General features: G+C 51.5%; 9 protein-coding genes. All 9 read right to left on the minus strand.

The genetic code is table 11. From position 1 onward, the window contains the following. Positions 1 to 35: 35 nt before the first annotated feature. Positions 36 to 392: a PTS glucitol/sorbitol transporter subunit IIA gene (locus tag CAG65_RS15300; RefSeq protein WP_161448327.1), complete on the minus strand. Its 357-nt coding sequence runs from the start codon at positions 390 to 392 to the stop codon at positions 36 to 38. A gap of 6 nt (positions 393 to 398) precedes the next feature. Next, positions 399 to 1,370 carry a PTS glucitol/sorbitol transporter subunit IIB gene (gene srlE, locus CAG65_RS15305; protein WP_021703457.1) on the minus strand — a complete coding sequence of 324 codons (972 nt, stop codon included), beginning with the start codon at positions 1,368 to 1,370 and terminating at the stop codon, positions 399 to 401. Then, positions 1,367 to 1,933, minus strand: a complete 567-nt coding sequence (srlA, locus tag CAG65_RS15310; protein ID WP_161454201.1) for a PTS glucitol/sorbitol transporter subunit IIC — start codon at positions 1,931 to 1,933, stop codon at positions 1,367 to 1,369. The genes srlE (CAG65_RS15305) and srlA (CAG65_RS15310) overlap by 4 nt, the downstream gene beginning before the upstream one ends. Before the next feature lie 208 nt (positions 1,934 to 2,141). Then, a complete protein-coding gene (gene srlR, locus CAG65_RS15315) occupies positions 2,142 to 2,918 on the minus strand; it encodes a glucitol operon DNA-binding transcriptional repressor SrlR (RefSeq protein WP_161454202.1) in 777 nt (258 codons plus the stop codon). A gap of 81 nt (positions 2,919 to 2,999) precedes the next feature. Next, the gene (locus CAG65_RS15320; RefSeq protein WP_161454203.1) at positions 3,000 to 3,356 is read right to left on the minus strand and encodes a transcriptional regulator GutM; all 357 of its coding nucleotides are present in this window, start codon (positions 3,354 to 3,356) and stop codon (positions 3,000 to 3,002) included. A gap of 96 nt (positions 3,357 to 3,452) precedes the next feature. Further along, on the minus strand, positions 3,453 to 4,232 hold the full coding sequence (gene srlD, locus CAG65_RS15325) for a sorbitol-6-phosphate dehydrogenase (protein ID WP_161454204.1): 780 nt from the start codon (positions 4,230 to 4,232) through the stop codon (positions 3,453 to 3,455). Positions 4,233 to 4,284: 52 nt separating this feature from the next. After that, on the minus strand, positions 4,285 to 4,647 hold the full coding sequence (locus tag CAG65_RS15330; protein ID WP_021703462.1) for a PTS glucitol/sorbitol transporter subunit IIA: 363 nt from the start codon (positions 4,645 to 4,647) through the stop codon (positions 4,285 to 4,287). 12 nt (positions 4,648 to 4,659) lie between these two features. After that, positions 4,660 to 5,643 carry a PTS glucitol/sorbitol transporter subunit IIB gene (gene srlE, locus CAG65_RS15335; protein WP_021703463.1) on the minus strand — a complete coding sequence of 328 codons (984 nt, stop codon included), beginning with the start codon at positions 5,641 to 5,643 and terminating at the stop codon, positions 4,660 to 4,662. 15 nt (positions 5,644 to 5,658) lie between these two features. Continuing rightward, entirely contained in the window at positions 5,659 to 6,207 is a 549-nt protein-coding gene (gene srlA / locus CAG65_RS15340; protein ID WP_021703464.1) for a PTS glucitol/sorbitol transporter subunit IIC, read from the minus strand. Positions 6,208 to 6,256 lie beyond the last annotated feature (49 nt).

The raw sequence follows: 6,256 nt of genomic DNA on the forward strand, positions 1-6,256 counted from the left end.
GCAGCGCCAGATCGTACCGCGTTCGACATCAGCGTTCAGCCAAAAGTCAGCACATCACCGTCGCTGAGCGTGGTTAATTCCGGCCCTAACAAATGAATCGTTCCCGGTAGTTCAGGCGTGCGCTGGCCATCAAACTTCAGCGTCACGTGCCCCAGTTTGGCTAGGTTGTGATTGGCCACTTTGCCGACGGCCGTCACCACATATGCCCGTTCACCGATCAGCAACGTGGTGTCGTGATCTATCTGTCCGACCAACTCCGATCCTGAATGCACAAAACAATACTCCCGCACCTCTTGCGGCGCATTGTGTCCAAACAAAATCACCATATCATCTTGCAAAGCATCTCTGGCGCACTCTCCTACCGAGAGGATCGTCGTCTGATATTGCAACATATGCCCTCACTGATAAATGAAGAACGACACGAACCAGGCAATCAGCACCGTTGGCGCTCCCGTTAGAAACCGGGAGTACAACACTGAGGGCACCCCAACCTGCACGGTTTCTTGCTTTGCTTCTGCTAACCCCAGGCCGACCGGAATAAAATCGCATGCCGCCTGAGCATTGATAGCAAACAGAGCCGGCAAAGCAAGATGCGGGGGTATCGTACCCATACCAATTTGAGTGCCGATAAGAACGCCGATCACCTGAGCGATGACTGCGCCAGGTCCGAGAAACGGTGACAGCAAAGGAAACGAACAGATCAACGCAATCGTCAGTAGGCCTAGCGGGTTTCCGGCCAATGGCGATAACGCATTCGCAATCACATCGCCCAAACCGGACGCCAGGATCACACCAATCAGCATTGAGACGAACGCCATAAACGGCAGAATGGTTTTCAGTACTGTATCGATCGTTTCCCGACCGGCCTGATTCAACGTGGCCATAACGGATCCCATCCCGATACCGACGCGAGCCAGCAACCCATCCGTCTGTTGAGTCAGTTTTTTTGTTGTATCAATCGTATCACTCTGAGCCAGAGGTGCAGATTCGCGTTGGGGCACATCGCGTTGATCGAGCAGGGAAAAGCAGCCACTGCGTACATCCGACACATAGATGTCGTCCTGAATGTATTGTGCCAACGGGCCACTTTGGCCAGTGGCGTGGATGTTCAGAGTCGGGATACGTTTTTTAGGATAGAGCCCACAGCGCAAAGTACCACCACAGTCAATCACCACACAGGCAATGTGCTCGTCGGGTACAAAACTGTCGAAACCATCCACCGCCTGCATCCCTGTCATACTCACCATTTCATCAATGAACACCGGACGAGTGCCCGCAGTGATGTAGACGATTTTCTTCTCTGGCTCCACTGGAATAAACAACGGCCCGCCCCAGCCGCCCTGCCCGCGGATCACTTTTAACACCGTCATGTCTTCTCTCCGGCCAAATCCAGATCGACCTTGTCATTCAATGTCACCCCCTGCTGTCTGGCGACCCATTGCGTGGTGAGGTCAGTCACCCAACCACGCAAAAAGTTTGTCACCAAACCAACCAATAAATAAGAAATGGCGAGTGGCCCGATCGACAACCCCTGTTGAGTGATTCCGGCAGCGATCCCCAGATAGATGAAAAGCTCACCGGGGTTCACGTGGGGAAACAGACCATTCATGGTGTGACAACTGTAAGAAGCCGACGCGTAATAGGAGGGTTTGTATTTTTCGGGCAAGAAACGTCCGAGGCTGAGCACCATCGGATTGCAGAACACAAAGGTGCCAATCGTCGGTAACAACAGGTAGCGTGACACGGGATTGGAAGCGCTTTTCTGCGCCAGTGTTTCAATATGGTGCTGACCAATAAAACGAATGAGAGCGTTCATCGCAACCAACAGACAGATCAGCAATGGCAGCACTTGTGTCACCATACCGGTAAACACCTCACCACCCTTTTCAAACAGACCGATAAACCAGTCTGCTCCCTTCACGATCCAATCCATGCTTTCGGCTCTCAATTAACCCGGTGAATAGCCGAAGTGTTTCCCTTATTGACACATTGAAAAAGAGGCAAAACAAAAAAGCGTGATTTTAATCACCAAGAATTTTCATTCTAAAAGCATAAAATTGAAAGAGACAACAAAATGAAAAATAAAACGCAATAAAAAAGGAAGCCTTTGGGCTTCCCTGTCTTACGATTCTCTATCTACACTAGGCATCTACTGTGATCACCTGAATCCCTTTGCCTTCCAGATAGGCGGCATCTTCTGCCGAAATATGGCTGTCGGTAACCACGACGTCAATTTTCTCCAGCGACACCACCACATTCGGGCTGCGGCGGCCAAACTTGCTGGAATCCGTCACCACAATAATCTGATTTGCAGCCTGGCACATCGCCTGACTAACCTGATACGCTTCGTTGTAAGTGGTGGTACCCTGAGCAAGGTCAAAGCCGTCAGCACCAATAAACAACTTGTCGAACGAGAACTGCTTGAACGCTTGCTCCGCCAATGTTCCGTGGAACGAAGCTGACTTACGGCGATAAGTGCCCCCCGGCATCAGCACCGTGTGTTCTGCTTCTAAATTGGCGACGGCATTCACAATGTGAATGCTGTTGGTCATTAAGGTCAGTGCCATCACGCGCTCAAAATGCGGCACCATCTGTAATGTGGTGCTGCCACAATCAAGAATAATGGAATCACCGTCGTTCACCAATTGAGAAGCGGCTTTGGCAATCAGACACTTACGATCTAGGTTGACCGTTTGTTTCTCATCCATAGAACGGTCTTCACTGCTGACACCACTCGGTGAGCACGCTTCTGCAGCGCCGTAACGGCGAATCACCAGCCCTTCTTCTTCCAGAGAACGTAAATCGCTTCGAATTGTGGCTCCTGAGGTTTCAAAGGTATCCGCCAGATTGTTGACTGACGTCTTACCATTGGCACGCAGATAATCCAGCAACTGCGCTCTTCTGTTATCTAAATTCATAGCATCGACTTAATAATTAAACTCATGACAGTCTATAACAGTTCTTTTTCAATTTAAAAGTTAATGAAAGAGATTCTTTCACTATTGCTTAGAAATTGCGACGCTTAACGCTTCCTGAACATTCATGTCGAGCTGAGACAAAAGCGCTTGAGGCAGCGGAAATGCCTGGCCAATCAAAGACGACAGTGTTTTGGGTCTGGCGAACACCGAAATACCCTTCATGACTTTGGCATCCACGATACGGTGCGCGCTGTCTTCAGCCAGGACCACGACCGTTCTGGGTTTCCAGCGGCTCTGAGTCCGGCCGATTTTAACCTGACCTTTGTGCGCCATCGCCTGAAGCATGCGATTGAACGCGCGGATTTGCAGGTAGCCAAATACAATCTGAATCGCCCATGCACCGGCGGCAAAATAAATCAGTACCGTTGTTGAGTCCATCTTTCGTCTCTCTATTAAAAAGGGGCAAGCCAGTGGCCTGCCCAAGATAAGTTGCCCTTATTCTCGGAGCATAGGGCTTAATCCACGGGGGATGGATTAGAACATCACCTGCCCGCCGGTAATATTGATCGACTGACCGGTGCAGTACGCCGCCTCCTCGCTGGCATAGAACTTCAGTACGTTGAGGACATCCTGATATTCGCAACCAGCTTTCAGTGGTACTTTATCAATATAAATCTGCTCAACTTCCGATTCTGGGACACCCAGTTTTTGCGCGTATTGAGGCAGCAAAGACTGGAACATCGGGCTCTTCAACAAGTTACCCAGCATCAGAGAATGCACCGTTATCCTATGCTCAGCAAGATCCAGCGCCAGTGACTGAGTCAGTCCGACACCACCAAACTTGGCGGCCGAATAACCACTGTTGTGCTTCGAGCCTACTTTACCTGATTTCGAGTTGATCTGGATAATGCGTCCGCCACGCTGCTCACGAATCATCACTTTGGCGGCTTCACGGGCGCAGAGGAAATATCCCGTCAGGTTGACATCAATGGACATCTGCCAGGCGTCCAGCGGGAAACGATCGATTTTGGCCGCCTGAGCGACGCCGGCACTGTAGACTAACAGATCAATCCGGCCAAAATAGTCATCCACCCTTTGAACCATGTTGACCACGCTCTGTTCTTTGGTCGCATCGACTTCCACACCAAAGGCCGTCTCCTGACCGTATTCGCGGTTGATACGTTCTGCAACCTGCTCGGCATTGCTGCCATTCAAATCCGCGACCGCGACACGATATCCTTCATCCGCCAGCCCAAGACTCAGGAATTCACCCAAAGTCTGACCACCACCGACAACTAACGCAACTTTACTCATAACTTACACCTTACTCTAAATGTGCTCTGCCACAGGCGCAGAGCACGAATACTCAATTCAAAAACACAATTTCATCGCCACAACGAACCTGTTGTGGACGGGCACCATTCACATGCAGGCACCCTGGGTACTCAGCCTCCGCCAACGCGTCAAACCGGATCGTGATATGGCCAAGCTCGGCGAGGTTTTGGTTGACCACCTCACCCACCGCGGTGATCGGATACTGCTGCTCCCCCAGCTTCAACACTCCGCCAGGCTTTATGTCGCCTTTCAGCGCGTCGTGGTTGTGAATGAAGCAGTATTCAGCCGCATCGACAGGCGCAACATTGCTGAAAATAATCATCATGTCGTCTTCCAACGCGCTGTTGGCAAACTCACCAATACTTTCGATCTTTACCTGATACAGTGGTGACATTGCATCTTCCTCCTATTGATAGATAAACATGGAGACAAACCAGGCCAGCAGCACGGTGGGTGCGCCGGTCAAAAAGCGCGAATACAACACCGATGGCACCCCAATCTCGACTGTTCTCGGCTTGGCTTCTGCCAGACCAAGACCAACTGGAATAAAGTCACACGCCGCTTGAGCATTGATGGCAAACAGGGCGGGCAGTGCCAGATGCGGCGGGATATTTCCCAGACCAATTTGCGTACCGACCAGCACCCCAATCACCTGCGCGATCACCGCGCCGGGGCCAAGAAACGGCGACAGCAGCGGGAACGAGCAGATCAATGCCAACGTCACCAGGCCAAAAGGATTCTGCGCCAGCGGCGTTAGTGCATTGGCGATCACATCCCCCAAGCCGGAGGCCATGATCACCCCAATCAACATGGAGACGAACGCCATGAACGGCAGGATGGTTTTTAACACCGTGTCAATGGTTTCACGCCCTGCCTGAAAGAACGTTGCCATGACCGATCCCATACCAATACCGATGCGGGCCAGCAGGCTGTCACTCTGTTGAGTGAGCTTTTTACTGGTGTCGTACTTACTCTCTTCCTGCGGTGCTGCGTCTCGAACGACGGGTTGAACGTTAACGCCGTCGCCATCGAGCAACTGGATATCGTTCTCCCGCACGCCAGATACGTAAATATCTTCTGTGATGTACTGCGCCAACGGCCCGCTTTTTCCTGTAGAGTGAATGTTCACGGTTGGGATGCGTTTTTTCGGATACAAACCGCAACGTAAAGTGCCGCCGCAGTCAATCACCGCCACGCCGACCTCTTCATCGGGAATGCTGGTTTTAAACCCATCCACCGCGTCGTAGCCAGTCAGCTCGGCGATACGGTCTACAATAGCGGGACGCGTTCCCCCGGTGATGTACACCACTTTCTTGTTGGCTTCGACGGGTAGCTCCAACGGGCCACCCCAACCACCATTGCCTTTTTGTATGCGTAATACCTGAGACATATTCCATTTCCTCTGTTAGCTGAAGTGAACCTGACGTTCCAACTGGACGCCTTGCTGACGCTCGACCATGGACGTCGTAAAATCGGTGATCCAGCCACGGAAGAAGTTAGTCACCATCCCCACCAGCAGATAGCTGACGGCCAAGGGACCAAGTGGCAAGCCCAAAGTTGTCAGACCGCTGGCAATACCGAGATACACGAACAGCTCACCCGGATTAATGTGCGGGAATAAACCGTTCATTGAGTGGCAGCTGTACGAGGCTGCCGCATAATAGGAAGGTTTGTAACGCTCCGGCAGGAAGCGACCGAGACTGAGCGTCATCGGGTTACAAAATATAAACGTGCCGATCACTGGCAAAACCAGGTAGCGGGAAACCGGATTTCCGGCACTGCGCTGCGCCAGCTTTTCAACCCGATCTTGGCCTATCAACCGGATAAGCGCATTCATCGCCACCAGCAATGCAATTAAGAGAGGCAGAATACCGGTCACCATACCTGTAAACACCTCTCCCCCTTTTTGGAACAGTCCGATAAACCATTCCGCTCCGTGAATTATCCATTCCATAATCAAACCTCGTTGTTGTTATTGGCTCTGTGTCAAAGCTCACTTTTAT

Origin of the sequence: Vibrio sp. V39_P1S14PM300 (assembly GCF_009904765.1) — a bacterium.
Classification (GTDB): Bacteria; Pseudomonadota; Gammaproteobacteria; order Enterobacterales; family Vibrionaceae; genus Vibrio; species Vibrio proteolyticus.

Bases quoted from the DNA above. Each gene is read 5' to 3' on its own strand.
- CAG65_RS15300 (WP_161448327.1), bottom strand. From the start codon at position 392: ATGTTGCAATATCAGACGACGATCCTCTCGGTAGGAGAGTGCGCCAGA.
- srlE (WP_021703457.1), bottom strand. From the start codon at position 1,370: ATGACGGTGTTAAAAGTGATCCGCGGGCAGGGCGGCTGGGGCGGGCCG.
- srlA (WP_161454201.1), bottom strand. From the start codon at position 1,933: ATGGATTGGATCGTGAAGGGAGCAGACTGGTTTATCGGTCTGTTTGAA.
- srlR (WP_161454202.1), bottom strand. From the start codon at position 2,918: ATGAATTTAGATAACAGAAGAGCGCAGTTGCTGGATTATCTGCGTGCC.
- CAG65_RS15320 (WP_161454203.1), bottom strand. From the start codon at position 3,356: ATGGACTCAACAACGGTACTGATTTATTTTGCCGCCGGTGCATGGGCG.
- srlD (WP_161454204.1), bottom strand. From the start codon at position 4,232: ATGAGTAAAGTTGCGTTAGTTGTCGGTGGTGGTCAGACTTTGGGTGAA.
- CAG65_RS15330 (WP_021703462.1), bottom strand. From the start codon at position 4,647: ATGTCACCACTGTATCAGGTAAAGATCGAAAGTATTGGTGAGTTTGCC.
- srlE (WP_021703463.1), bottom strand. From the start codon at position 5,643: ATGTCTCAGGTATTACGCATACAAAAAGGCAATGGTGGTTGGGGTGGC.
- srlA (WP_021703464.1), bottom strand. From the start codon at position 6,207: ATGGAATGGATAATTCACGGAGCGGAATGGTTTATCGGACTGTTCCAA.